The sequence below is a fragment of the Comamonas sp. lk genome (assembly GCF_900564145.1).
In the GTDB taxonomy this organism is placed as follows: domain Bacteria; phylum Pseudomonadota; class Gammaproteobacteria; order Burkholderiales; family Burkholderiaceae_C; genus Comamonas.
Genome location: NZ_UOOB01000001.1, coordinates 2639042 through 2664000 on the forward strand (window position 1 = coordinate 2639042; position 24959 = coordinate 2664000).

General features: G+C 64.7%; 24 protein-coding genes. 11 read left to right on the forward strand and 13 right to left on the reverse strand.

Going from position 1 to position 24959, the window contains the following annotated elements; genetic code table 11:
• The first annotated feature begins 7 nt into the window (after positions 1 to 7).
• From EAO39_RS12095 to EAO39_RS12130, 8 genes are all read left to right on the forward strand, one after another.
• On the forward strand, positions 8 to 829 hold the full coding sequence (locus EAO39_RS12095) for an enoyl-CoA hydratase-related protein (protein WP_120971003.1): 822 nt from the start codon (positions 8 to 10) through the stop codon (positions 827 to 829).
• Complete coding sequence (locus EAO39_RS12100; RefSeq protein WP_120967684.1) at positions 826 to 2841, forward strand: biotin carboxylase N-terminal domain-containing protein; 2016 nt, start codon at positions 826 to 828, stop codon at positions 2839 to 2841. The genes EAO39_RS12095 and EAO39_RS12100 overlap by 4 nt, the downstream gene beginning before the upstream one ends.
• A 3-nt stretch (positions 2842 to 2844) precedes the next feature.
• Positions 2845 to 4002 (forward strand): acyl-CoA dehydrogenase family protein, encoded by a 1158-nt coding sequence (locus tag EAO39_RS12105; RefSeq protein WP_240466977.1) that lies wholly within the window; start codon positions 2845 to 2847, stop codon positions 4000 to 4002.
• A 64-nt stretch (positions 4003 to 4066) separates the two neighbouring features.
• A complete protein-coding gene (locus EAO39_RS12110) occupies positions 4067 to 4945 on the forward strand; it encodes a 3-keto-5-aminohexanoate cleavage protein (RefSeq protein WP_120971007.1) in 879 nt (292 codons plus the stop codon).
• Between the two features lie 24 nt (positions 4946 to 4969).
• A complete protein-coding gene (locus EAO39_RS12115) occupies positions 4970 to 6538 on the forward strand; it encodes an AMP-binding protein (RefSeq protein ID WP_120967686.1) in 1569 nt (522 codons plus the stop codon).
• Positions 6539 to 6568: 30 nt separating this feature from the next.
• A complete protein-coding gene (locus EAO39_RS12120; protein WP_120967688.1) occupies positions 6569 to 7387 on the forward strand; it encodes an SDR family oxidoreductase in 819 nt (272 codons plus the stop codon).
• 90 nt (positions 7388 to 7477) lie between these two features.
• Positions 7478 to 9064 carry an AMP-binding protein gene (locus EAO39_RS12125; RefSeq protein WP_120967690.1) on the forward strand — a complete coding sequence of 529 codons (1587 nt, stop codon included), beginning with the start codon at positions 7478 to 7480 and terminating at the stop codon, positions 9062 to 9064.
• Between the two features lie 100 nt (positions 9065 to 9164).
• The gene (locus tag EAO39_RS12130) at positions 9165 to 9491 is read left to right on the forward strand and encodes a hypothetical protein (RefSeq protein ID WP_120967692.1); all 327 of its coding nucleotides are present in this window, start codon (positions 9165 to 9167) and stop codon (positions 9489 to 9491) included.
• A gap of 14 nt (positions 9492 to 9505) precedes the next feature.
• Here EAO39_RS12130 and EAO39_RS12135 read toward each other — a convergent pair whose 3' ends face one another.
• The 5 genes from EAO39_RS12135 to EAO39_RS12155 form a co-directional block, all read right to left on the reverse strand.
• Positions 9506 to 10042, reverse strand: coding sequence for a nuclear transport factor 2 family protein (locus tag EAO39_RS12135; protein ID WP_120967694.1), 537 nt, complete (start codon positions 10040 to 10042; stop codon positions 9506 to 9508).
• A 188-nt stretch (positions 10043 to 10230) separates the two neighbouring features.
• Positions 10231 to 11850 carry a DHA2 family efflux MFS transporter permease subunit gene (locus tag EAO39_RS12140; RefSeq protein ID WP_120967696.1) on the reverse strand — a complete coding sequence of 540 codons (1620 nt, stop codon included), beginning with the start codon at positions 11848 to 11850 and terminating at the stop codon, positions 10231 to 10233.
• A gap of 12 nt (positions 11851 to 11862) precedes the next feature.
• Positions 11863 to 13185, reverse strand: a complete 1323-nt coding sequence (locus EAO39_RS12145) for an efflux RND transporter periplasmic adaptor subunit (protein ID WP_120967698.1) — start codon at positions 13183 to 13185, stop codon at positions 11863 to 11865.
• Positions 13186 to 13275: 90 nt separating this feature from the next.
• Positions 13276 to 14760 carry an efflux transporter outer membrane subunit gene (locus tag EAO39_RS12150; protein WP_120967700.1) on the reverse strand — a complete coding sequence of 495 codons (1485 nt, stop codon included), beginning with the start codon at positions 14758 to 14760 and terminating at the stop codon, positions 13276 to 13278.
• A 79-nt stretch (positions 14761 to 14839) separates the two neighbouring features.
• Complete coding sequence (locus tag EAO39_RS12155) at positions 14840 to 15403, reverse strand: MarR family winged helix-turn-helix transcriptional regulator (protein ID WP_120967702.1); 564 nt, start codon at positions 15401 to 15403, stop codon at positions 14840 to 14842.
• Positions 15404 to 15432: 29 nt separating this feature from the next.
• Here EAO39_RS12155 and EAO39_RS22555 point away from each other — a divergent pair, with 29 nt between their 5' ends.
• Positions 15433 to 15672, forward strand: a complete 240-nt coding sequence (locus EAO39_RS22555) for a hypothetical protein (RefSeq protein ID WP_162989544.1) — start codon at positions 15433 to 15435, stop codon at positions 15670 to 15672.
• Between the two features lie 23 nt (positions 15673 to 15695).
• Here EAO39_RS22555 and EAO39_RS12160 read toward each other — a convergent pair whose 3' ends face one another.
• Positions 15696 to 16169: a CopD family protein gene (locus tag EAO39_RS12160; RefSeq protein ID WP_120967704.1), complete on the reverse strand. Its 474-nt coding sequence runs from the start codon at positions 16167 to 16169 to the stop codon at positions 15696 to 15698.
• 101 nt (positions 16170 to 16270) lie between these two features.
• On the opposite strand from EAO39_RS12160, the gene EAO39_RS12165 reads away from it, so the two are divergent.
• On the forward strand, positions 16271 to 17224 hold the full coding sequence (locus tag EAO39_RS12165) for a polysaccharide deacetylase family protein (RefSeq protein ID WP_120967706.1): 954 nt from the start codon (positions 16271 to 16273) through the stop codon (positions 17222 to 17224).
• A gap of 5 nt (positions 17225 to 17229) precedes the next feature.
• On the opposite strand, the gene EAO39_RS12170 is transcribed toward EAO39_RS12165, so the two are convergent.
• From EAO39_RS12170 to EAO39_RS12200, 7 genes are all read right to left on the reverse strand, one after another.
• The gene (locus tag EAO39_RS12170) at positions 17230 to 18015 is read right to left on the reverse strand and encodes an enoyl-CoA hydratase-related protein (protein ID WP_120967708.1); all 786 of its coding nucleotides are present in this window, start codon (positions 18013 to 18015) and stop codon (positions 17230 to 17232) included.
• On the reverse strand, positions 18015 to 19571 hold the full coding sequence (locus EAO39_RS12175) for a long-chain fatty acid--CoA ligase (protein WP_120967710.1): 1557 nt from the start codon (positions 19569 to 19571) through the stop codon (positions 18015 to 18017). Before EAO39_RS12175 ends, EAO39_RS12170 begins: the two co-directional genes overlap by 1 nt.
• A 77-nt stretch (positions 19572 to 19648) precedes the next feature.
• A complete protein-coding gene (locus tag EAO39_RS12180) occupies positions 19649 to 20803 on the reverse strand; it encodes an acyl-CoA dehydrogenase family protein (protein WP_120967712.1) in 1155 nt (384 codons plus the stop codon).
• 2 nt (positions 20804 to 20805) lie between these two features.
• The gene (locus tag EAO39_RS12185; protein WP_120967714.1) at positions 20806 to 21636 is read right to left on the reverse strand and encodes an SDR family oxidoreductase; all 831 of its coding nucleotides are present in this window, start codon (positions 21634 to 21636) and stop codon (positions 20806 to 20808) included.
• Positions 21637 to 21659: 23 nt separating this feature from the next.
• The gene (locus tag EAO39_RS12190) at positions 21660 to 22073 is read right to left on the reverse strand and encodes a MaoC family dehydratase (protein ID WP_120967716.1); all 414 of its coding nucleotides are present in this window, start codon (positions 22071 to 22073) and stop codon (positions 21660 to 21662) included.
• Between the two features lie 10 nt (positions 22074 to 22083).
• Positions 22084 to 22524 carry a MaoC family dehydratase N-terminal domain-containing protein gene (locus EAO39_RS12195; protein WP_120967718.1) on the reverse strand — a complete coding sequence of 147 codons (441 nt, stop codon included), beginning with the start codon at positions 22522 to 22524 and terminating at the stop codon, positions 22084 to 22086.
• A gap of 10 nt (positions 22525 to 22534) precedes the next feature.
• Positions 22535 to 23719 (reverse strand): lipid-transfer protein, encoded by a 1185-nt coding sequence (locus EAO39_RS12200; protein ID WP_120967720.1) that lies wholly within the window; start codon positions 23717 to 23719, stop codon positions 22535 to 22537.
• 113 nt (positions 23720 to 23832) lie between these two features.
• On the opposite strand from EAO39_RS12200, the gene EAO39_RS12205 reads away from it, so the two are divergent.
• Positions 23833 to 24873 (forward strand): AraC family transcriptional regulator, encoded by a 1041-nt coding sequence (locus EAO39_RS12205; RefSeq protein WP_120967722.1) that lies wholly within the window; start codon positions 23833 to 23835, stop codon positions 24871 to 24873.
• The last annotated feature ends 86 nt before the right edge of the window (positions 24874 to 24959 follow it).

The window sequence follows — 24959 nt, forward strand, 5'->3', positions numbered from 1 at the left end:
GATGGACATGTCCGAGCTGCTCTTGATCGAACGCCGGCCTTTGGGCCATGGCTTTGCCGAATGCTGGCGGCTCAATGCCCCCGCCACGCGCAATGCCCTGAGCGATGAAATGGTGCAGGCCTTGCTGCAGGCCTGCGCGCGGGCCGAGGCTGACCAGGGCTTGCGTGCCATCGTGCTGACCAGCAGTGGCGCTCACTTTTGCGCGGGCGGCAGCCTGAGGAGTTTCTCCGGCGCCATAGGCAAGCCCTGCGAAAGCGGCGCGACAGACCCGCTGATTGCCGTCAACCGGGGCTTTGGCCGCTTGCTGCAGGCCTTGGCCGGCTTGCCGCAGCAGCTGATCGTTGCCGTGCAGGGTGCGGCCATGGGCGGCGGTGTGGGCCTGGTGTGCACGGCCGATGTGGTGCTGGCTTCGGCCGATGCATCATTTGCCACCCCCGAGGTGACGCTGGGCATTGTGCCGGCACAGATTGCGCCTTTTGTGCTGCGCCGCCTGGGCGAGGCCAGAGCCCGCGAATGGTTGCTGGGCGGTCAGCGCTGGACGGCGGATCAGGCTTTGGCCGCAGGTCTGGTCAATCAGGTAGTGGCCGGTGATTTCGAAGCGCAGATCCAGACCAGACTGGCGCTTTGCAGCGCGGCGGCGCCCGGAGCGGTGGCGGCAACCAAGGCCTTGCTGGCGGCCGTGCCGAGCCAAAGCCTGGACGCGGTACTCGATCAAGCGGCCCAGATTTTTGCACAGGCCTTGCGCGGCACAGAGGCGGCTGCCGGTCTCCAGGCCTTTGCGAACAAGCGGCCTGCGCCCTGGGCGTCCGGCCAGGAGGTGAAAGCATGAAGCGCATCCTGATTGCCAACCGGGGTGAGATTGCCCGGCGCGTCATTGCCACGGCCCGGCGCATGGGTCTGGAAACCGTGGCCGTGTTTTCCGAGCTCGATGCCAAGGCCTTGCATGTGCAGGAGGCGACCCTGGCCTATGCCCTGGGCGGCAAGACCTCGGCCGAAAGCTATCTGAACCTGGCTAGGCTGCTGGAGGCGGCACGGGCCACCGGTGCTGACGCGGTACACCCAGGCTATGGCTTTTTGAGCGAGGATGCCGGCTTTGCCCAGGCGGTGCAGGATGCGGGCCTGATCTGGATAGGCCCGCCGGCGGCAGCCATTCGCCAGCTGGGCAGCAAGGCGGCGGCCAAGGCCCTGGCACAGGCCAACGATGTGCCCTGTCTGCCCGGCTATGCCGGCGAAGATCAGAGCGATGCGCGCTTTGCCAAAGAGGCGCAGGCTATAGGCTTTCCCGTCATGGTCAAGGCCGTGGCCGGAGGCGGCGGGCGCGGCATGCGCCTGGTGTCCAGTGCGGACCAGCTGGCAGCTGCAGCGGCCAGTGCACGCTCCGAAGCGCTGGCCGGCTTCGGCAACGGTGACTTGCTGATAGAGCGCGCCGTCATGCATCCGCGCCATGTGGAGGTGCAGATCTTTGCCGATGCGCACGGCCAGGTCCTGCACCTGGGCGAGCGCGATTGCTCAGTGCAGCGCCGCCACCAGAAAATCATAGAGGAAGCGCCCAGCCCGGCGGTGGATGCGGCCTTGCGCGAGCGCATGGGCGCCTGCGCCGTGACGCTGACCCGGGCCGCAGGCTATGTGGGCGCGGGTACGGTGGAGTTTTTGCTTGAAGGCAATCACTTCTTTTTGATGGAGATGAACACCCGTTTGCAGGTGGAGCATCCGGTCACCGAAGCGCTCACCGGTCTGGATCTGGTGGAGTGGCAGATTCGCGTGGCCCGTGGCGAGCCCTTGCCTCTGGGTCAGTCCGAACTGCGCTTTCAAGGCCATGCCATGGAAGTGCGTCTATGCGCCGAAGACGAAATGTTCAGGCCGCATACCGGTCAGATCCAGCACCTGAAAGCGCCAGCTGCTACATGTTTTGAGGTGGGCGCACTGCGCTTTGACCATGCTTTGCAGCAGGGTAGCGAGGTCTCGCCTTTCTACGATGCCATGCTGGGCAAGCTCATCGTGCACGCCGCCACGCGGGCCGAAGCCATCGAGCAGCTGACCGGCGCACTGCTGAGGCTGGAGCTGCTGGGTCTGCCTACCAACCGGGCGTTTCTGATCGAGTGCCTGCAGGATGAAACTTTCAAGGCTGGCAAGGCGCTGATCTCTTTTCTGGCGACAGACGCCGATCGCTTGCAAACCCGGCTTCATGAGAAGGAGGGCCGGGCACAGCAAAGCCTGTCCGTGCTCTGCAGTCTGGGTGATGCACCTAGCCGCCTGGCCTGCCCCTATCCCCAGCCCAGACGGCTGCGCCACCGCGGGCAGACGGCTGATCTGTACGTCAAGGCGCTGGGCCGCCAGCAATGGCAGGTGCAGTACGGCGATGGGCGCCAGGATCAGTTGCAGGCTCATCCGGTGGCGAGAGGCGAGGACGCACATGGCTGGCAGGTGGCTTTGGGCGACTGCAGTCAGATGCTGACCGGTGTCTGCTTGGAGGGCCTGGAGGGGCAAACCCGCTGGCATATGCAGGCCCATGGCGTGGACTGGTGGGTCGAGGATGTGAGCTATTTGCCGCCCGCTGCTGCCGGTGGCGCAAGTGTGGCGACCGAGCTGCGCGCGCCTTTCAACGGTAAGTTGCTCAAGCTGGCCGTGCAGCCCGGCCAGAGGCTGCAGGCGGGCGAGGCGGCGCTGGTCATCGAATCCATGAAGCTGGAGCACAGTCTGGCGGCCCCGGCAGCGGTGGTGGTGGCCGAGGTGCTGGTCAGCGAAGGCCAGCAAGTGATGCCCGGTCAGGTGCTGCTGCGGTTTGCGGCGGCCGAGCCAGCGGCAGAGTCAGCGGTACCACCAGCGGCACAGCAGGAGTAAGACATGGCGGCAGATATAGAAGAGCGCGAAGATCGTGAACTTTTGGCGGCCACCGTGCGCCGCTTTGCGCGCGAGCAGATCGCGCCCTATGTGACGCAATGGGACGATGCGGGCGAGTTCCCGCGCGAGCTGTACCGTCAGGCCGCAGCTCTGGGTTTGCTGGGCCTGGGCTATCCGCAGGCACTGGGCGGCACGCCTGCATCCAGCGGCCTGCGTGCCACGCTGTGGGTAGAGCTGTGCCGCCACGGCGGCAGCGGCGGCGTGCTGGCTAGTCTGCTTTCCCACAATATCGGCCTGCCGCCGGTGCTGGCTCTGGGCAGTGCGGCGCTGCAACAGCAAATCATTGCGCCGGTGCTGGCCGGGGAGCAGATTGCCGGCCTGGCCATTACCGAGCCCGGCGGCGGCTCGGACGTGGCGGCGCTGCGCACCAGGGCGCGGCGCGAAGGGAATGAGTATGTGATTGATGGCGAGAAAACCTTCATCACCTCGGGCATGCGGGCCGACTGGCTGACGGTGGCGGTGCGCACGGGCGATGCCGGCGCACCCGGCGGCGGCATCTCGCTGCTGGCCGTGCCGGGAAACAGCCGGGGTCTGTCGCGCTCCAGGCTGGAAAAAATGGGCTGGCAATGCTCGGACACGGCCCATCTGCATTTCGACGGGGTGCGCGTGCCGGCCAGCCATCTGCTGGGCGAGGAGGGCCAGGGCTTCAAGGCCATCATGCACAACTTCAACAGCGAGCGCTTCGGCATTGCCTGCGGGGCGCTGGGCTTTGCCATGGCCTGTTATGACGAGGCCCTGGCCTGGGCGCAGCAGCGCAAGGCCTTTGGCAGCACGCTCAACCAGCATCAGGTCATACGCCACAAGCTGGTGGACATGCAGCAGCGCATACGTTCCACAGCCGCCTGGGTGGAGGCCGTGGCCGCGCGCGCCGATGGCGGCGATACCGGCCATGACTGGGTGGGCGAGGTCTGCGTGCTGAAAAACCATGCCACGCAGGCCATGCAGTTTTGCGCCGATACGGCGGTGCAGATTCTGGGCGGCATGGGATTCATGCGCGGCACGGTGAGCGAGCGCATCTACCGCGAAGTCAAGGTGCTGACCATTGGCGGCGGCACCGACGAGATCATGAAGGAGCTGGCTGCGCGCCAGTGGCAGATTTAAGCGTCAAATCGGGCTGTAGCGCCTATCCACAATGCGCAAGCAGCTTCTAAAAAAGGAGCGAATCGTGTCTGAAAAAGCCATCATCACCTGCTCGGTCACCGGGGTTCTGACGGACCCGAACCAGCACCATGTCCCCGTCACTCCCGAGCAGCTGGCTGCCGAGGCGCGCCGCGCCTACGACGCCGGTGCTTCCGTGGTCCATGTGCATTTTCGCCAGCAGCAAGAGGGCAAAGGCCATCTGCCCAGCTGGGACCCCGTGGTGGCCAAGGCTTGCGTGGATGCCATGCGCGCCGCCTGTCCCGACATCATCATCAACCAGACCACGGGCGTGGTCGGCCCCAACTACCAGGGGCCGCTCGACTGCCTGCGAGCCACCCGCCCCGAGATGGCGGCCTGCAACGCGGGCTCGCTCAACTACCTGAAGGTGCGCAGCAACGGCAGCTGGGCCTGGCCGCCCATGCTGTTCGACAACCAGCCGGCCAAGGTGCAGGACTTTCTGGACGTGATGGCCGAGACCCAGACCTTGCCCGAGTTCGAGTGCTTTGACGTGGGCATTGTTCGCTGCGTCGGCATGTATGTGGAAACCGGCATGTACCAAGGCCTGCCCGAGTACAACTTCGTGATGGGCGTGGAGTCCGGCATGCCGGCCGATCCGGATCTGCTGCCCATCTTGCTCAAGCTCAAGATCAAGGATGCGCCCTGGCAGACCACGCTGATAGGGCGCAGCGAAATCTGGCCGGCGCATTTGCGCACCGCCGAGCTGGGCGGCCATTTGCGCAGCGGCCTGGAAGACACGTTCTATCTGCCCGATGGCAGCAAGGTCGCGTCCAACGCTCCGCTGATAGAGCAACTGGCCCGCTATGCCCGCGATGTGGGCCGCGAGGTGGCAACACCGGCCGAAGCACGCCAGATGCTGGGCCTGGCCGCGCTGTCCGAAGTCTGAACGACTTGCCAAGGAACTCAAGTCATGACATTCGACACAATGCCGCCCACCGTGGGCCATGCCCTGGCGCAGACCGCAGCCCGCCATGCGGGAGCGGCTTATATAGAGCATGGAAAGTCCTATAGCTGGCCCCAGGTGCAGACCACGGTGACTGTGCTGGCGCGCAGACTGCAGGCCCTGGGCATTGGGCGCGGCGACCGCATAGCCATCATCTTGCCCAATTGCATGGCATGGATTCATACCTATCTGGCCGCTGCCCAGCTGGGCGCGGTGGTGGTGGGGCTGAGCGTGCGCTACCGGGGCGAGGAGCTCGATTTCATGCTCGGCGACAGCCAGGTCAAGGCCGTGCTGGCTCCGCTGGAGTTTGCAGGCTTCGACTATGTGAAATATCTCAACGCCGCCCGCGCGCGCTTTCCAAACCTGCAACTGCTGCTGTTCCTGGGCGAGGTGGGGGAAGGCCAAGGGCTGGATTTTCACTCCCTGCTGCAAGCCGGTACGGGCGATGAGCAACTGCCGCTGCCGCATGCCGCCGAGCCCGACGACCTGCTGATGATCATCTATACCTCGGGCACCACGGGTCGGCCCAAGGCGGCGGGGTTGACGCACCGCAGCCAGCTGGCCTCGGCCGGGGCGCAAAAAGCCCATACGCAGGCCCATGCCGAGGACAGGGTGCAGCTGGCCATGCCGCTCAACCATGTGGGAGGCATCAGCTGCGGCGTGTTGACGCTGCTGCTGGCCGGCGGTTGCTGCGAGCTGGTGCCCATGTTCAGCGCCGATGCGGTGTTGGAGATGACGCGCCGCAACCCACCCACCATGCTGACCGGCGTGCCTACCATGCTCACGCTGCTGCTGATCAACCCCGGGCTGGCCCAGGCGGATTTCAGCCGTCTGCGCCTGGTCATCGTGGGCGGCTCGAACGTGGAGCCGGCCTTGCTAGAGCATCTGCAAGCGGCTTTTCCGCAGGCCAGCTTCATGAATCTCTACGGTCTGTCCGAGTCCTCGGGCGCGATTGCCATGACGCCCTGGCAGGCCGACCAGCAGGCCTTGCTGCAATCGATTGGCAAACCGCTGGCCGGCGCCGAGTTGATGGTGGCCGGGGCCGACGGCGCGCCGCTTCCCGCCGGTCAGGTGGGCGAGCTGTGGTTTCGCGGTGCCGGCGTCATTCCCGGCTATGTCGGCGCCCAGAGCGACGGCGGGGCTTTTGATGCAGAGGGCTGGCTGCATACCGGCGATCTGGGCTATCTGGATGTCCAGGGACTGATCTATCTGATGGGGCGGCAAAAAGACATGTTCATTCAGGGCGGCTTCAATGTGTACCCGGCCGAGGTGGAAGCGGTGATCGGCACCCACCCCGAGGTGCTGATGGCCGCCGGCATCGGCGTGCCCGACCCGGTGATGGGCGAAGTAGGCCGCTACTACGTGATGCAAAAGCAAGGCAGCACGCTGACCCCGGAGCGTTTACAGGATTTTTGCCGCGAACGCCTGGCTGATTACAAGGTGCCCAGGCAGATCGTGTTCCGCGACCGGCTGCCGCTGACACCGGCAGGAAAGATCCAGAAAGCCGTGCTGCGCTCGGAGCTGACCCCGGCCTGAGCCAGTTCCTCTTCACCCAGGAGTTTGAACATGAATGTGCAATTTGACTTCGCCGGTCGCCATGTGATGGTCTTTGGCGGCACCACGGGCATCAATTTGGGGATTGCCCAGGCCTTTGCGCGCCAGGGCGCGCGGGTGACGGTGGCCAGCCGCAAGCAGGCCAATGTGGATGCGGCGGTGGCCACGCTGGGTGCGCAAGCTCTGGGCGTGGTGGCCGATGTGCGCGATGACGAGGCCGTGGCCGCAGCGCTGCAGCAGGCGGTGGACCGCCATGGGCCTGTCGATGTGCTGGTTTCGGGCGCGGCCGGCAATTTTCTGGCCCCGGCCGATCAGATGTCCTCCAACGCGTTCCGGGTGGTGGTCGATATCGATCTGCTGGGCAGCTTTCATGTGGCGCGCCGCGCCTTGCCGCATCTGCGCAAGCCCGGTGCCAGCCTGATTTTCATCACCGCACCCCAGGGAGCGGTGGCCATGGCCTACCAGGCCCATGTGTGCGCGGCCAAGGCCGGGGTGGATCAGCTCACGCGGGTGCTGGCGCTGGAATGGGGAGCGCAGGGCGTGCGGGTCAACGCCATCTCGCCCGGGCCGATTGCCGGCACCGAAGGTATGAAGCGCCTGGCGCCCCAGGGCCCTGAGGGCGATGCCATGGTGAAGGCCATGGTGCCGCTGGGCCGCATGGGCACGCCCGAGGATATTGCCCAGCTGGCCATGTATCTGGGAAGCGATGCGGCCAGCTATGTCTCGGGCACGGTGATTGCCTGCGACGGCGGTGCGCAAGGCAATCTGGCGCCCATGATTCTGGCGGCCGCCCAGCATGCCGCAGCGACCGGCAGCCAGCCAGCCCGCTGAAAGGCCGAGACCTTCACGACAGGTGTGAATAAAAAACAGAAAACAGGTAGGCAAGGACTTCTGACCCCCAACACTCCAAGGAGACAGGCAATGATCGATATCCAGCTCAGTGATACGGCCCGGCGCATTCGGCGGGTGGCTCTTGGTGATTTGCTGCACCGGACAGCGCGCAAGCATGGAGGGCGAACTGCCCTGGTTGACGGCGAGCAGCGCCTCAACTATGCCGAGCTGGACGCCCGCAGCTCGCGTTTTGCCCACTATCTGCTGAGCCTAGTGGGGGAGGGCAAGCAGATAGGCATGCTGTGCGCCAACTCGATTGACATGGTGGTGGCCTGCAACGGCATTCACAAGGCCGGCCAGGTCTGGGTGCCGGTCAACATCAAGCAGGATGTGACTGTGCTGGCCTATATCCTCCAGCATGCCGAGGTTTCGGCCGTGGTGGTCGATCAGGAGCTGTGGGCCGCGCTGCCGGGGCTGGCCGAGTTGCTCAAGCAGCTGGCCGTGCCTCTGATCTTTGCCCGCGCCCAGGCCGGCAGCGACTTGCCCGGTCCCACACTGGCCCAGGCCGAAGCCGGGCACAGCGAGGTTTTGCCCGAGGTGGCCATAGACGACAACCAGCCGGCTCTGCTGATGTATACCAGCGGCACCACGGGCCATCCCAAGGGTGTGTTGCACTCCCATCTGTCGGTCTATACGGCGGTGATGGGCAATATCGATGCCATACGCTATAGCGAGACTGATGTGCTCAGCGGCTGGCTGCCGCTGTTTCACTGTGCCCAGCACACGCTGAGCATCACCGCCTCCACCACGGGGGCTTGTGTGGTGCTGACCCGCCAGTTCGTGCCGCAGGAAGTGGCGCAATTGGTGATCAAGGAGGGGGTGACGATTTTTGTAGGCCTGCCGCTGATGTATGCGGCGGTGCTGGCAGATCCGAACTTTGCGCCCACCACCATACGCCACTGCATCTACGCCATGGCGCCGATTCCCAAGCCGCTGGTGGCGCAGATTGCGCAGCGCATGAGCCAGACCATCTCTCTGGCGACGGGCCAGACCGAGATCTATCCGGCCACCATGACCTTCTATCCCCTGCAAAACCCCGATGCCGATGCCAATTTCTGGGGCTCCTCGCTCAATACCTGCGAAGCCGCCGTCATGGACGAGGAAGGGCGCTTGCTGGGCCCGGGCCAGATGGGCGAAATCGTGCATCGCGGCCCCAATGTGATGCTGGGCTATTTCAAGGATCCCGAAGCCACGGCAGCGGCCCAGAAATTTGGCTGGCACCACACGGGCGATCTGGGCATGTGGGACGCACAGGGCCGCATGCAGTTTCTGGACCGCAAAAAAGACATGATCAAGACCGGCGGCGAGAACGTGGCTAGCATCAAGGTGGAGGCCGTGGTGCTGGCCCACCCGGATGTGGCGGCGGCGGCGGTGTTCGGTCTGCCGCATCCGCACTGGAGCGAGGCCATCTGCGCCTTTGTGGTGCGCAAGCCGGGTACGGCTGCGGATGCCGAGTCGGTGCTGGCCCATTGCCGCAAGCATCTGGGCGGCTTCGAAGTGCCCAAGCTGGTGCATTTTGTCGATGCCTTTCCGGCCACGGCCACGGGCAAGGTGCAAAAGCATTTGATGCGCAAGCAGTTCGTGTCAATGGCCCAGCAGCTGTGGGGCGAGGGCTGAGCGGCCCGACGTGCATTGAGCGCCAAGGGCTGCGCTGCAGCCCTTTTTTACGTCCGGGTTGCCCTGCTGCGGCACACTGCGGGGCAAAGGACCGAATGCCATGAATCCCATGACCCCCAAGCTCGAAGCCATGTTGGCCGCAGGCAAGGACTCCGCCATGCTGCGCCTGACGCTGGGCAAGAACTATCTCGATGATGGCGATGCCGCCATGGCGCAAACCCATTTGCAGCATGCGACGCAGCTCGATGCCGCTTATTCCGTGGCCTGGAAGCTGCTGGGCAAGGCCTGCCTGGAGTTGGGCGATGCTGCGGCCGCGCGTACGGCCTGGGAGCAAGGGCTTGCGGCGGCGCAGGCCAAGGGCGATGCCCAGGTGGTCAAGGAAATTGGCGTTTTTCTGCGCCGGCTGGACAAGGCCGCGCAGGCTTGAACCCTGAACTGCTTTCAGGCGTTCTCTATAAAGCCAGCCGCCGGGGCCTGGCCCAGAGCCGTGACGGTTTCGCGGCCGTCCTCATCGACGCTGCGCATGATGAACGAGGTCTGGCGCGAGCGCAGGGTGTGAATTTTCCACTGGCCGTTCTCGCGCCGTAGTTCGTTGCGGTACTCGCAAGCCATATTGACCACGGTGCGCTCCTTGACGTTGATCTGGCAGAACTCCAGATCCCACACTCCGGTGGCCGTGTCGGCGCCGGTCAGTCGGATGTCGGCGTTGTGGCCGTGGTGCATGTCCATGATGGCCGGGTTGTTCACGGCCAGTCGGGTGAACAGTTCCACCCAGGCTTCGCGGCCCTCCATGGGGGCAAAGCCCTGGGCTTCGATCACCGCACCGTGCTGCACAAAGCAGTCGCGCACCACCTCGGGCTGTTTGCGGTCGCAGGCGCGCAGATAGCGGGCCTTGAGCGCCTGGATGGCGGCCAGGTCTTCCAGTGCCTGGATGCGCTGCTCCAGTTGCTTCAGCTGCGTCGCGCTGCTTGGCGTCATGTCGGCTCTCTTTTTGTCCTGGTCGTGAAGCGCTTATTGTGGACAGCGGGGCCGGCTTGCAAACCGTCTGTTTGGACGAGGGCTGCAGCCATCCAATGACTATAAAAAAATAGCTGCTGGTGCATACGGGATATGCGCCAGCAGCTTGTTTGATAGGAATTTCAGTCAGTGCTGAAACTCAGGCCATGTCAGTGCGCCCCGGCCGCAGCATCGGCGCCGCCGGCGCTGGCTTCAGGTCGTTTGGTGAACCAGATCAGGATGATCAGGCTCAGGAACAGAAAGGACGAGGCCAGAAAGATATCGTCTGCCGCGCGGGTGAAGGCCTGCTGGTCGATCAGACGATTGATCTGGACATAGGCCTGCTCGGCGCTGAGTCCCTTGGCCTGTAGCTGCTGCACCGTCATGCCGAACACGCCCTGGCCCTGAACCAGGGACTCCGTCAGATGGGCATGGTGCATGGCGGCGCGGTTCTCCCAGAGCGTGGTGGCAATCGAAGTGCCCATGGCCCCGGCGGTGATACGCACGAAATTGCTCAAACCGGCGGCGGCCGGAATGCGCTCGGGCGCGATGCCGCTCAAGGTGATGGTGGTCAGCGGAATAAAGAAAAACGCCATGGCCCCGCCCTGGATCAGCGTGGGGATGAGGATGTGGCGAAAATCGGTTTCCACCGTGAACTGCGAACGCATCCACAGCACCAGCGCAAACACCATAAAGGCTGCCGTGGCCATTTTGCGCGGGTCCCAGACCGCCACTTTTTTCCCCACCAGCGGGGTCAGCAAGATGGCGAGCAAGCCCACGGGCGCCAGTGCCAGGCCAGCGGCGGTGGAGGTATAGCCCATCCATTGTTGCAGCCACAGGGGCAGCAGCACCACGTTGCCGAAGAACAGGCCGTAGGCAATCGACAGCGAAATCGAACCTGCTGCAAAGTTGCGCCGCTTGAACAGGCGCAGATCCACCACCGGGTGGGCGTCGGTCAGCTCCCAGACGATAAAGACGGCAAAGCTCACCACGGCCAGCACGGCAAACATGATGATTTCACTGGAGGCAAACCAATCGAGCTCCTTGCCCTTGTCCAGCATCAGCTGCAGCGCACCCACCCACAGCACCAGCAGGGCCAGGCCCACGGTGTCTATGGGCAGCTTGCGCGTGGGCGTCTCGCGCTTGCGGTAAATGCTCCAGGTCATGGCGGCCGAGAGCAGGCCTACGGGCACGTTGATGTAGAAAATCCAGGGCCAGGAGATGTTGTCCGTGATCCAGCCGCCCAAAAGAGGCCCGACCACCGGGGCCACCAGGGTGGTCACCCCCCACAAGGCCAGGGCGGTTCCGGCCTTGGCCGGTGGGTAGCTGGCCAGCAGCAGCGTTTGCGACAGCGGAATCATGGGGCCGGCCACCGCGCCTTGCAGCACGCGAAACAGCACCAGGGTCTCCAGCGATCCGGCAAAGCCGCACAGCCAGGAGGTCAGCACAAACAGCAGCACGCTCATGGTGAACAGGCGCACGGCGCCAAAGCGCTGCGTGAGCCAGCCGGTCAGTGGCACCGAAATGGCATTGGCCACGCCAAAGCTGGTGATGACCCAGGTGCCCTGGCTGGGGCTGACGCCCACATCGCCGGCAATGGCCGGAATGGCCACGTTGGCGATGGAGGAGTCCAGCACGTTCATGAAGGTGGCCAGCGACAGGGCAATGGTGCCCAGCACCAGTTGCGCACCGGTCAGAGGCTGGGGCCGCCCAGCCATGGCCGCCGGTGGCGGCAGCGGTGCCGCGCTAGGGCCTTGGCCCTCGGGCGTTGCAGAAGAGGTCGTGCTCATGGCAATGCCTGCTTACTTGCCGGCCGCTTCAAGGGCTGGCGCTGTGGGTACCGCAGCCGCTGCTGGTGTGGCGGATGCGCTGGCGCGGTCATCCACATGCTTGAGGCTTGGCACGGTATCGCCGGCGATGATGCGGCCTATGCGCTCTTCGGCCTGGGCCAGCGTGCCTTCATAGACGCGGGTCTGGGCCACGGGCGTGGTGCGCGGGGCGTTGGCCAGGGCCGGGCCATTCTGGTCACGCTGATCGACCTTCACATCCATGGACAGGCCCACGCGCAGCGGGTGCTGCTTGAGCATGTCTTGCGCCAGGCTGATGCGCACGGGCACGCGCTGCACCACCTTGATCCAGTTGCCGGTGGCGTTTTGCGCCGGCAGCAGCGAAAACGCCGCGCCCGTGCCTGCGCCCAGGCCGACCACCGTGCCTTGGTAGCTGATCTTGTCGCCATAGACGTCAGCGGTCAGCTCGGCCTTCTGGCCTATGCGCAGATTGGCCAACTGGCTTTCCTTGAAGTTGGCATCCACCCACAGATCGTGCAGATCCACCACCGTCATCAGCGGCGAGCCCGCGGCTACGCGCTGGCCCAGCTGCACGCCGCGCTTGGCGACATAGCCGTCCACGGGAGAGAGCAGGCGCGTGCGCTGCAGGTTCAGATAGGCTTCGCGCACCTTGGCGGCAGCGGCCATGACGGCGGGGTAGTCCTCGGCCGTCGTGCCTTTGGTCTGGGCTTCGGCTGCCGTCAGCTGGGCCTTGGCGGCGCGCACGGCGGCCTGGGCGGCGACCACGGAATTGCTGGCTGCTGTAGCCAGGGCCTTGGCATGGTCAAACTCTTCCTTGCCCACGGCGCCGGTGGCGGTCAGCGGGCGGCGGCGTGTCACATCATCGCTGGCGCGGGCCGCTTCGGCCTGCAGGCGCAGCAGATCGGCTTCGCGCTGGGCCACTTGTGCGGCCAGCGGGGCGTTGTTTGCATACAGGGTGCGGGTCTGGCGCGCGGTCTGGGCCAGTTGCGACTCGGCCTGCGACAGGGACACCAGGGCATCGGAAGGATCGAGCTGGACCAGCACCTGGCCGGCCTTCACATAGTCGGTATCGTCGGCGCCAATGCTGATCACGGTGCCGCCCACCTGGGGCGTGATCTGCACCACGTTGCCGGCCACATAGGCGTTGTCCGTGGTCTGGTAGTTGCGGGCCACCATCCAGTGCCAGCCGCCCCAGGCCACGGCGCCGACCACTGCAGCCGCAGCCACGATGGTCAGGCCTTTGCGGCGGCCCGCGGGGTTGGCGGCGGGGGAAGCCGAAGCTGCAGGAGTCTTGGAAGCTTGGTTGTTATCGGTCATTTCGGGCGCTTTGTTATCTATGAGTCTGGTTTTGCGACCGGGCCTGTGCCTTGGGGCATGGCCCTGGTAATGGTTTCGTCAGTCGGCTGTTCAGCGTTCGCTCAGCTGCAGGCTGCTGTCCTGCCAGCCCCCGCCCAGGGCCGCCATCAGGGCCACACGGGTGTCGAGCTGGCGTGAGAGCAGGTCTACCGCCAGGCGGCGCTGGTTGATGAGCTGGGTTTCGGTGTTGAGCACGGTGATCTGCGTGCCCAGGCCGGCCTGGTAGCGCTGCACGGCAAAGGCATAGGCTTGCTCGGCCTTGGCCAGAGATTCGGTTTGCAGCACTTGCTGGCGCTGCAGCGATTGCACCGAGGCAATGGCGTCGCCGGCCTGCTTGACGGCATCGAGCACCACGCCGTTGTACTGGGCAATGGCGGTATCGAGATCGGCCTGTTTGCCGCGCAGCTGGGCGCGCAGGCGCTTGCCGTCGAAAATCGGCAGGCGCAGCGCGGGCGTCACGCCCATCTGGCGCGAGCCGGCCTGAAAGAGATTGTCAAAACCCAGCGCATTGAGGCCCACAAAGGCGGTCAGGTTCACGTCGGGATAGAAGTCGGCCTTGGCCGCGTCAATACCGCTACCGGCGGCTTCCACCCGCCAGCGGGCTGCCACCACATCGGGGCGGCGGCCCAGCAGATCGGCTCCCAGCACCTGGGGCACGGTCTGCAGCTTCAGGGCCGAAAGCCGGGGGCTGAGTGTGGCCTGGGCATCGGGGGCCTGGGCGCAGAGCACGGCAATGGTGCGGCGCGCCAGGGTGATTTGCTCGGCCAGCATTTCGATTTGCGTGCGTGCATCGGGCAAACCGGCCTGGGCCTGGGTCAGCTCCACCTGACTGTCCAGCCCGGCCTGGGTGCGCTGCTGACTCAAATTCAATAGCGACTGGCGCTGATCCAGCGTGCGCTGCGCCACATTTTTCTGTTCAATCAGGCGGGCCAGGGCCACATAGCTGCGCGCCACCTGGGCAGCCAGCTGGTTGGCGGCGGCAGCGCTATCGGCCTTGGCGGCACGGGCCTGGCCCAGGGCAGACTGCAGCTCGGCCGAGTGCTTGCCGAAAAAGTCGGGCGCCCAGGACAGGCCGGCCTGCACATTGGCGCTGTTGTAGACATGGCCGGCAATGGGGGCCGGAATCATGCCGTTGGCCGTGTAGCGCTGGCGCGTGGCATCGGCGCTCAGCGTGCCGCGCACGTCGGTGGCCGTGCCGGCGGCGTCGGCCAGTGCGGCGGCCTTGTCAAAGCGGGCATTGCTGGCTGCCAGGCTGGGGCTGCCTTGCAAAGCCTGGCCTACCAGGGTGTTGAGCTGGGCGTCGCCCAGGGCCGTCCACCAGTCGGCAGCGGGCAGGGCGGCATTGGCGGCCTGATCCGGCGTCTGGCCCGCTTGCTGATTGTCGGCAAGGCCTAGCTGGCTGGCGTTCAGTTGCGGGGCCGCAGCGTGGCCGGGCCCCTGGGAGGCGCAGCCGGCCAGCGTCAGTGCTGCGCACAGCGCCGAGGCGGCGAAAAAAGAGGATGGCGCAAAGCGCGCAGTGTGTCTGGACAAGGACATGGAAATCAGCGTTTCTTGTTTTGTATGGTTTTCAAAAGCTGGGAGAGCGAAATCGGGCAGACGAAGCGGGTGGCAAGTCTCAGGTGGCAGCGCTAGGCGGGCCATCGTCCGACTGCGCAGCGGCTGCTGGCGCTGGCGCCGCGCCGGCGGGGGCTTCGCGCAGTGCATCGCCATTGGCCAGCATGCGCTGCAGCATGGACAGCATCAGCTCGCACTCGCTGTGACTGAAACCTGCCAGATGGCAGTTGAGCACTCTGGACAGCACCTTGGGCACTTCTACCGCCACGCGGCGGCCTTCGTCGGTCAGCACCAGATGCACCACGCGGCGGTCGGTGGTGGAGCGCTCGCGTCGCAGCAGGCCTTTGGCCTCGATGCGATCCAGGGCGCGGGTGACGGAGGCCGGGTCCATGCCCAGATCCTTGGCTAGCGCGGCGCTGGTCGTGTCCTGGCAGATCAGCAGCTTGTACAGCGGCAGCCATTGCACATAGGTCATGCCGTGTTCGGCCAGCTGGGCGTCGGCCAGCTGCAGGATGGAGCTGAGCACGCGGCGCATGAGAAAGCCCACGCTTTGCTGGGGCGCGTACTGGCCTGACTGGTAGAAGAACGTGGCTTCGTTCTCGGGATCGATGATGGGGCTGCTCATGTGTGCGGTGACAGTGCTGGCATTGGATAATGTTTGACTGGTCAATGATTGTGGAGGCAATTATTGCTCAGGCTAGTTTCTTTGTGCAGCCCCTGGCTTCAAAAAATCCTGCAGCGCACATGGTCAAAATACTGAATGCTTCAAAAACAATAGCTTTATGCGTAGATGTAAAAAGGGCTATGTGCCGATATGAGCTGAAACAAGCGCGGGCCGGCATGAAGCCGCAGCCAACAAAAAAGCCCGGCCTGCATTCGCAGTACCGGGCTTGACTTCGGAGGCCTAGGGGCGCGGATCAGGGCAGGGGAACGCGCAGCACGATCACGATCACCAGGCCCAGGGCCAGATTCAGCGCCACCCACTGGCGAATGCTGGCCAGGGCTGCGCCGCCGGCTTTCCAGTCCTTGGCCTTCACGGCGGTATCCAGGCGTTTGAAGAGCGCAAAGCGCAGATGGCCGAAGACGGCCATCATCACCAGGCCCAGCGCGCTCATCACCATCCACGACAGCGGCATATTGAACTTGCTGCCGGCCTGGGCGGCCATGGAGTGGATGCTGCCGATCATGCCCACGCCGGTGGCCAGCACCAGCACCACAATGACCGTCACGGCCGCGAAAAAGCGGCGCAGCACCTCATGCATGAGCTGCACGCGCTCGGGCGGCTGCAGGTTTTGCGCGGCAGGGCGCAAAAAGAAATGGGCAAAAAACATGCCGCCCACCCAGATGATGATGGACACAAGGTGCAGGGCTTTGAGAAGAATGAAGAGCATGGTGGTGGGTGTTGGTAATAGGCTTGTAATAGAAGGAGGGCGCAGAGCCGCCCATTCTTGCAGCAAGCGCGCACAGGCTGCGGCTGCTGCGGTATTTGGGCATGATGTGGCCCACCCCATCGCTCAAGTCTTTGCCCATGCTCCTGATTCGCCCCGCTGTCACCGCCTTGATCGCCTGCCTGGTCTGTGCGCTCGTGCTGCCCTCGGCACGGGCCCAGCGGCTGGCGCTGAGTTTTGATGACGGCTACAACCCCGATCAGCTGGCCAATGCCCGCGAACTCAACAATCTGCTGCTCAAGACCCTCAAGGACAACGAGGTCAAAAGCATTCTGTTCGTGGCCGGTGCCCGGGTGGACAGCCAGGACGGCATGTACCTGGTGGCGCAATGGATGCAGCAAGGGCATGAGGTGGGCAACCACAGCTATTCCCACCTGAATCTGGCCAGAGCCGATGTTTCGCTCGATGCCTATCTCTCCGATATGGAGCGCAATGAAAGCCTGCTCGCCCGTTTGCCCAGCTGGGCGAGGCGCTATCGGTTTCCATATCTCAAGGAAGGCGATACCCTGGCCAAGCGCGATGGCGTGCGACAGTGGCTGTCCGCGCACCACTATGGCTCGGGCGCGGTAACTATCGATGCCAGCGACTGGTATTACGACCAGCGACTGCGCGCCTGGATGGCCGCGCATCCGGGCCAGTCGCCCCAAGCGTTCAAGCAGCCCTATATCCGCCATGTGCTGGATCGGGCCCGCTATTACGCGGGGCTGGCGCGCCAGACCATGGGGCGCGAGGTGGATCATGTGCTGCTGCTGCACACCAACACCATCAACGCCTTGTTTCTGGACGATGTGATCGCCGCCCTGCGCGAGGCGGGCTGGAAGCTTATCGACCCCAGCGAAGCCTATGCTGACAGCGTTTATGAACAAGCCCCTGATGTGCTGCCCGCCGGGGAAAGCCTGGTCTGGTCGCTGGCAAAAAAACAGGGCCTCAAGGGCCTGCGCTATCCGGCCGAGAGCGATGCCTATGAAAAGCCTGTGCTGGATGCGCTGGGGCTTTGACGCTCTTATTGCGGCACAAAGACCGCTGGCCGTTTTTCCATGAAGGCGTTCACGCCTTCTAGACTGTTGGGGTTGCGGGCGCAAGCCAGCATGGCGTCGCGCTCGGCATCCAGATGCTCTTTCAGGCCATGGTCCATGGCCGAGTTGCAGAGTTTTTTGATGCCTGCCAGTGAATTGCCCGGGCCGGCGGCCAGGCTCTCGGCCAGCTGGGTGGCGGCTGCCAGCAACTGGTCGGGCGCATGGAGCTCGTCAAACAGGCCCAGACGCAGGCATTCCTGGGCGTTCAGGACCTGGTTGCTCATGAGCAGATACTTGGCCCTGGCCGCACCGGCCCGCCGCGTCAGATAGTAGGAAACGCCCAGATCCGGGCTCAGGCCTATGGCCGAGTAGCCGCCGCGCAGATAGGCGTTGGTGGAGGCCAGCACCATATCGGCGCACAGACCCAGACCTATGCCGCCGCCGCCCACCGAACCCTGGATGGCGCTGATGACCGGCATGGGCAGCTGGGCCAGCTGGTGCATGGTGGGATGGAGCAACTCCAGCATCTGCGCAATCATGGGTTCCAGCTCGCAGCGGTGCTGTACAAAGGCGGCGATGTCGCCGCCGGCGCTGAACTGCTTGCCCCTGGCGCTGATGAGCACCGCACCTATGGCGGCGCTGCCGGCTTGCCCGACCACCCGGGCCAGCGCCTGGGCCAGGCTGGCGTCTATGACATTGGCGCGCTCGGGGCAGTTGAGCACGATATGACCCACGCGGTTGCGGATCTCCCAGTGAAGCGGTGTAGTGCTCATCAGGCCACCTTTCTTTCTCTGTCCGTCCAGAACGGCGCGCGCAGCGTGGTCTTGAGTATCTTGCCCGCGCCGGACAAGGGCATGGCTTCAATGAAGGAGACATCGCGCGGACATTTGTACGTGGCAATGTGCAGCTTGCAAAATTCCATCAGCTCGGCGGCTTCAAGCGCCTGGCCTGGCTTGCGCACGATGAAGACATGCACTTGCTCGCCCCATTGTTCATGCGGCACGCCGATGACGGCACAGGTGGCCACGGCAGGATGGGTGGCGATCACGCTTTCCACTTCCACGCTGTAGACGTTTTCGCCACCGGTGACGATCATGTCCTTGAGTCGGTCCACAATGAAGACATAACCGTCCTCATCCATGCGGCCGCCGTCGCCCGTGTGCATCCAGCCGCCGCGGATGGCGGCCGCAGTTTCGGCGGGCTTGTTCCAGTAGCCCAGCATCACGCCGGGGCCGCGCACCGTCACTTCGCCCACCTCGCCCAGCGGCAGCTCCCGGCCGTCGGGGTCGACAATCCTGACTTCGCAGCACACGGTGGCCCGGCCCGCGCTGCGGTGCCTGCCCTTGGCGCGCCCGGCCTGGCGGTGCATCTCGGGGCTGAGTATGGTGGCAATCGGGGCCAGCTCCGTCATGCCGTAGGCCTGGGTGAAGCCGGCATTGGGCAAGGTTTTCATGGCCCGGTCCAGCACACCTTCGGAGATGGGCGAGGCCCCGTAGAGCAGCATTTGCAGCCGGCTCAGGTCGTACCGGGCCACATCGGGATGATCCACCAGCATCTGGACCATGGTGGGCACCAGCAGCACATCGGTCACGCCTTCGCGCTCCATGGTCTGAAGCACGTTCACGGGATCAAAGCGCGGCACCATCACATGGCAGCCGCCGCAGGCCAGCAAGGCGTTCATGAAAGCGCCGTCGGCCAGGTGGAACATGGGAGCGGCATGCAAGCCTATGCTGGCGCGGCTGGTGATGCCTTCGGTGACGGCGGCAATCGCATTGGTGTAGAGGTTGCGGTGGCACAGCATCACGCCCTTGGGCGAGCCCGTGGTGCCGCCGGTATAGAACACTCCGGCCAGATCATCGCCGCTGCGCAGCGCGTCTTCCACGGGCTCATGAGCGGCAACCAGGGCCTCGAAGGACAACAGACCTTCGGGGGGCGGGCCTTCTCCCATGTGGATCAGCGTCTGCAGGGCCTGGCTGCGCTGGCGGATTTCAGGCAGCAGCGGCAAAAACGTGTCGTCGACCAGCAAGATCCGTGTCTGGCAGTCGTCCAGCGAGTAGGCGATTTCACCGGCGCTCCAGCGGATATTGATGGGGTTGACCGCCGCACCGGCCCAGTAGCTGGCCAGGTAGTACTCCAGATACCAGTCGGAGTTCAGGCTCAGAATGCCCACGCGGTCGCCGGCCTGCACGCCCAGCGCGCGCAAGGCGCCGGCAAACCGGGCCACCCGCTGGCCCATGGCTTCGAAACTGCGCTTGCGGCCGTTGTAGATGGTGGCCGTGGCATGGGGCTGCTGCTGCATGGAGCGGCGCAGACTCTGGGTGAGATACATGGCAAACCTTTCTGGCAGTGGGACTACGAGGTGGTGGGGGCACACAAAATGCGGCCGCTTCGTGCTGCGGCGCCAGCTCAATGGGCAAACAGCTTGCGGGCGATCAGGTCCTTCATGATTTCGTTGGTGCCGCCGTAGATTTTCTGGATGCGGGCATCGGCATACATGCGGGCAATCGGGTACTCCTGCATATAGCCGTAGCCGCCAAACAGCTGCAGGCATTCGTCCATCACCCGGCATTGCTGTTCGCTGCACCACCACTTGGCCATGTAGGCCGCCTCGTTGTCCAGTCTGCCGTCCAGCAGACGCTGTATGCAGTCATTGACAAAGCTGCGCACCACATGGGCCAGCGTGGCGCATTCGGCCAGCTTGAAGCGGGTGTTCTGAAAATCGGCAATCGCCTGGCCAAAAGCCTGGCGCTGGCGGGTGTAGTCAACGGTCAGCTCCACCGCCCGCTCTATGGCGGAGGCGGCCGCCACACCGAGCAGCATGCGTTCATAAGGCAGCTGGCTCATGAGCTGCTTGAAACCCTGGCCTTCCACACCGCCCAGCAGGTGGCTGGCGGGAACGCGCACGTCTTCAAAGAACAGCTCGGCGGTGTCCGAGGCATGCTGGCCTATCTTCTCCAGTCGGCGGCCCACACGAAAGCCCGGCAGCTTCTCGGTCTCCAGCACCAGCAGCGATACGCCGGCGCTGCCCGCATCGCCGGTGCGCACTGCCACCACCAGCAAGTTGGCGGTGAACCCGTTGGTGATGAAGGTCTTGGAGCCGTTGATGACATAGCTGTCACCTTGCTTTTCGGCACGGGTGCGCAAGGCCTTGAGGTCCGAGCCCGCGCTGGGCTCCGTCATGGCAATGCCGGTCAGCATCTGGCCGCTACACAGCAGGGGCAGCCAACGCTGCTTTTGCTCCGGCGTTCCATAGGCTTTGATGTAGTGCGCGGCAATGGTGTGCACGCCGGTGATGGCCGGCACCTCGGCCCGGGTCAGCTCGTCCTGCACCACCAGCTGGTAGGCCAGATTGCCACCACCGCCGCCCCATTGCTCGTCCATCTCGGGCAACAGAAAACCGTGCTGGCCAAAGCCGCGCCAGACCTCGCGCGGCACATAGCCCTGGGCGCGCCATTGGGGCAGCTGAGGGCATAGCTCGCGTGTGATGTAGCGGCGAACCTGCTCGCGAAAGGCTTCGATCTCGGCATCCATCCAGGGATGCTGGTGCAGTTGCGGCAGCATGCTCAGATCCCCGTCAGGCCGCCGGTGCACATCAGGGTCTGGCCGCTGATGTAGTCCGACTCGGGTTGGCAAAACAGATAGACGGCGCCGGCGGCTTCCTCGGGCGTGCCGCCGCGCCCCAGCGGGATCATCTGCTCCATGGCCGCCATCAGGCCGGGGTTGACGCCTATCTTGATGTCGCGTCCCTCGATATGCGCGGTGTCGCCGTCGGCCGCCGAGCTGGTCAGCCGGGTCTTGATCAGGCCGAAGGCCACGCAGTTGACGTTGACGTTCATGCGCCCCCATTCCTTGGCCAAAGTCATGGTCATGCCGGTAATGCCGGCCTTGGCCACGGAATAGTTGCTCTGGCCGGCATTGCCGAACAGCCCGGCCACCGAGGAGATGTTGACCACTTTGCGCATCACGCGCTGGCCGGCTTGCGTCTCGGCATGGGCCAGTTGCTTGATCACCGGCTGGGCCGCCCGCAGTATGCGAAACGGGGCCGTTAGATGGCAGTCCAAAATGGCATACCACTGCTCGTCCGTCATTTTCTGGACCACGTTGTCCCAGGTGTAGCCTGCGTTGTTGACGATGATGTCCAGCCCCTGGTAATGCTGCACGGCCGTGTCTATGAAACGCTCGGCAAAGTCGGTGTGGGTCACGCTGCCCACGCAGCTCACGGCCTGGCCACCCTGAGCACGGATCAGTTCCACCGTCTCCTCGGCCGGGGCGGCGTCCAGATCGTTGACCACCACCCGCGCTCCCTCGGAGGCCAGCTTCAGCGCGATGGCGCGCCCTATGCCGCGACCCGAACCTGAAACCAGAGCCACTTTGTCCTGCAGTTTGGCATTCATGCCGCTCTCCTTTTTTCGGATATTCATGGCAAAGCCACCCAGGCATCGCCCGAGATCTTGGTCTGCCCGTGCTGGTTGGTGCTTTGCAGCTGTACCCGCACGCAGCGGTCGCTGTCGCGCTTTTCGGCAATGCGCCCGCTGCAGCTGACTGCATTGGCCAGATGGGTTATGCCCAGAAACCGCACCTCGAACTGGCGCAGCTGGGACTGGGGTGCCCACTGGGTGAGCAAGCGCCCCAGCCAGGCCATGCCCAGCATGCCGTGGGCAAACACATCGGCCATGCCGGCCTGGCGGGCAAAGTCGATGTCGATATGAATCGGGTTGTGATCGCCCGAGGCGCCGGCAAACAGGGCCAGCGTGCTGCGCCGGATGGGGGCCAGCTGCAAGGCGGGCAGCAGATCGCCCACCTGGATGGTGTCGAATCGGGGTGTGCTCATGCGGTATTCCTCAGTGGCGAACCACGATGACGGAGCGCATCTCAGCCACCAGCTCGTGGCGTTGATTGGTGGCGCGTGAGGATTTGACGACAAACTCCAAGGCTCCGTTTTTCTTGGCGTAGATGTCGTCCACGGTGGATTGCACGGTCAGGGTGTCGCCGGCGCAGGCCACACGGTGGTAGCTGAAGCTTTGCTCGCCATGCAGGATCTTGGCAATCGGCACCCCGAGCCTGGCCAGCAGCTGATCTACCGCACCCGAGTCCAGCTCGGCGGCAAACACAAACGTGGGCGGTGCGGGCAGGTCGGCATAGCCTGCGGCCCGCGCGGCATCCACATCGGTGTAGAGCGCTGCGGTCTCGCCAATGGCCTTGGCAAAGAAGCGCAGACGACCCCGGTCCAGGGTGATCGTGGAAGCCGGCAGTTCGTGGCCTATCCATTTCTTGTCAATCATCCGGCTCTCCTTACACGCGCTCGTAGAGCGTTACCACGCAGGCCCCGCCCAGGCCCAGGTTGTGCTGCAGGGCCAGGCGGGCATTGGCCACCTGGCGGTCTGCGGCCTTGCCGCGCAACTGCTGAACCAGCTCGGTGCACTGGGCCAGGCCCGTGGCGCCCAGCGGGTGGCCTTTGGAGAGCAGGCCGCCCGAGGGGTTGGTGACATATTTGCCGCCATAGCTGTTGTCGCCGTCGCAGACGAATTTTTCGGCCCCGCCCACGGGGCACAGGCCCAGGGCTTCGTAGCTGAGCAGCTCGTTATGGGCAAAGCAGTCATGCAACTCCACCACCTGCACATCTTCTGGGCCTATGCCGGCCTGCTCATAGACTTGCCGTGCGGCGGCCTGGGCCATGCCAAAGCCCACGACTTCGCGCATATCGTGGGCCGCGAAAGTCTCCGGGCCGTCGGTGGTCATGGCCTGGGCGCGTATGCGCACGCTGTGGTCCAGGCCGTGTTGTCTGGCATAGGACTCGGAGACCACGATGGCGGCGGCCGCGCCGCAGGTGGGCGGGCAGGCCATGAGGCGGGTCATCACGCCGGGCCACAGCATGGGCGCGGCCAGTACCTCCTCCTCGCTCACTTCGGTGCGAAACAGGGCCAGCGGATTGCGCGCCGCATGGCGGCTGGCCTTGGCGCGGATTTTGGCAAAGGTCGACAGATGGGTGCCGAACTCCTGCATATGGGCTTTGCCCGCGCCGCCAAAGTAGCGCAGGGCCAGGGGAATATCGCTTTGGCCGACCAGGGCATCGGTTTCCTGGTCGAAGCGGTCGAAAGGACTGGGTCTGTCGCTATAGACCGAACCCAACGCGCCGGGGTTCATCTGCTCGAAGCCCAGGGCCAGCACGCAGTCGGCCGCGCCGCTGGCCACGGCCTGGCGGGCCAGAAACAGCGCCGTGGAGCCCGTGGAGCAGTTGTTGTTGACGTTGACGATGGGAATGCCGGACATGCCCACCTCGTACAAGGCGCGCTGACCGGCCGTGGAGTCGCCATAGACATAGCCCACATAGGCTTGCTGCAGGGCGCCATAAGCCAGGCCGGCATCGGCCAGGGCCAGCCGGGTGGCGGTGGAACCCATCTGAAAGTAGGGCTCGCTTTTGCCCGGTTTGGCAAAAGGAATCATGCCGACGCCCGCCACAAACACATCACGGCTCATGAAATTGCTCCTGGTCGCTTGAAAAGAGATCAGCCATCGTAGAAATTACCGATGCGCCAGCCCATGGCGGAGGGCATCGTTCGTATGTCAAAAGACCTCAATCTTCAAAGCGCATGCCAGCGAAGCCCGCGACCGCAACCGCTGCCAAGGCAGCCCCCTTCACCGTCTCCATGGCCCTGGTGCGCGGTATCGTGGCCGGTGCCAGCCGTCGCGGCCACAGTCCCGACGGCTTTCTGCTGCGCGCAGGCATTGCGCCCGGCTTGCTGGCGCAAGAGGGCGCGCGTGTCACTTCCGATCAGTACATTGCCCTGATGTGGCGGGTGCTGGAGGCACTGGGCGACGAAGCGCTAGGCCAGTTCTCGCGCCCGCTCAAGCGCGGCAGCCTGGAGCTGATTGCCAGGCTGGCGCTGACCGAACGCCATGCCGAGCCTGCGCTGCGCCGGATGTGCCAGGCCTTCAGCCTGCTGCAGGACAACCTGGAACTGAGCCTGGTGCGCGAGGGCACGCAGGTCGGTATTTGCCTGCAACCCCTGGGCTCGGAGCCGCAGCCGAATTTCCGGCACGAGTTTTCCCTGCGCGTGCTGTGGCGCATCACGGCCTGGCTGCTAGGCGGCTCGCTCAAGGTGCAGCGCTTTGACTTTGCCTTTGCCCGCCCCGACTATGCCGGCGACTATGGCGAGACTTTTCCCGCTCCGCTGCGCTTCGATCAGCAGGCCTCGGCGTTCTGGTTTGATGCGGCCGTGTTGCAGCGCTGCTGCAGCCGCGACGAGCAGGCCTTGCAGCGCTTTGTGGCCAGTTGGCCCTCGGCGGCCGTCATCCACAGCCGTGGCGGCGACAGCATAGAGTCCAGGGTTCATGCCCATTTGCTGCAATCGCGCCCGGCCTGGGTGGGGCTGGAGGCCGCGGCCTGCGCCCTGCATATGTCGCCGCCCACGCTGCAGCGCAAGCTGGCGTTGGCAGGCACCTCGTTTCAGGCCATCAAGGACGAGCTGCGTCGCGATATCGCCGTCTCGCGCCTGGGCACCAGCCAGGCCAGCTTCACGGATCTGGCTGCCGACCTGGGCTTTGCCGACGCTGCCGCCTTTCAGCGTGCCTTCAAAGGCTGGACCGGCAGCCCGCCCGGAATGTACCGCTCGCGGCCGCTGCAGGCCTGAAATGTGCAGTTTTAGAGGGAAATTGACTGGGGGCGCCGGTTGGATATGCGCAAGATGCTATGATTTTTGAAGTCCATGGAACTTGG